This is a genomic window from Paenibacillus sp. Y660 (assembly GCF_057221575.1).
This window is the reverse complement of record NZ_JBXBBJ010000089.1, coordinates 1-740: the sequence shown is the minus strand read 5'-3', so window position 1 is coordinate 740 and position 740 is coordinate 1. Positions and strand designations below refer to the sequence as shown.

General features: G+C 48.6%; 2 tRNA genes and 1 rRNA gene. All 3 read left to right on the top strand.

The features are described 5' to 3' along the window. A 16S ribosomal RNA gene (locus AC2TDN_RS26580) occupies window positions 1–108 on the top strand; the annotation flags it as partial. Window positions 109–226: 118 nt separating this feature from the next. Beyond that, window positions 227–303: transfer RNA gene (locus AC2TDN_RS26575), tRNA-Ile, on the top strand. 36 nt (window positions 304–339) lie between these two features. Next, a tRNA-Ala gene (locus AC2TDN_RS26570) sits at window positions 340–415 on the top strand. The last annotated feature ends 325 nt before the right edge of the window (window positions 416–740 follow it).

The following is a 740-nucleotide window of genomic DNA, read 5'->3' as shown; positions in this document are numbered from 1 at the left end:
CGGTGGGGTAACCCGCAAGGGAGCTAGCCGTCGAAGGTGGGGTAGATGATTGGGGTGAAGTCGTAACAAGGTAGCCGTATCGGAAGGTGCGGCTGGATCACCTCCTTTCTAAGGAAATACCCGAACCCGATGAGGTTCGGATAAACGTGGCAGTTTATCGCTTTACTCGTTGTCAGTTTTGAAAGATTAATCATCTTTCAACAGGAAGTCCAAAGGGAATACCTATGGGCCTTTAGCTCAGCTGGTTAGAGCGCACCCCTGATAAGGGTGAGGTCGGTGGTTCGAGTCCACTAAGGCCCACCATTATCGACTCTGAGAAGTCGGTACCCATATAACTTTGGGGCCATAGCTCAGCTGGGAGAGCGCCTGCCTTGCAAGCAGGAGGTCAGCGGTTCGATCCCGCTTGGCTCCACCAACAACTTTCATTTGTTGCGTCTTTGCTGAAGAATTACTCTGAAGCAAATTCACCGCAAAACACTTGTACCTTGAAAACTGGATAACGAAAGAAAAGAATTGCTGAAACATCCTTTAAGCTGTTTTTATTGTTAGCGAAAGGTGTTCGAGATTGTTCCGACTTCTTTTCGTTTTGTTTCAACCACTTGATGTCTTAGGAGATCGAGGAAACAAAATGAAAACGGCGGTCAAGCCGAATCACCTGAGCATATGGTTAAGCTAGTAAGAGCGCACGGAGGATGCCTAGGCACCAGGAGCCGAAGAAGGACGTGGCGAACAACGATACC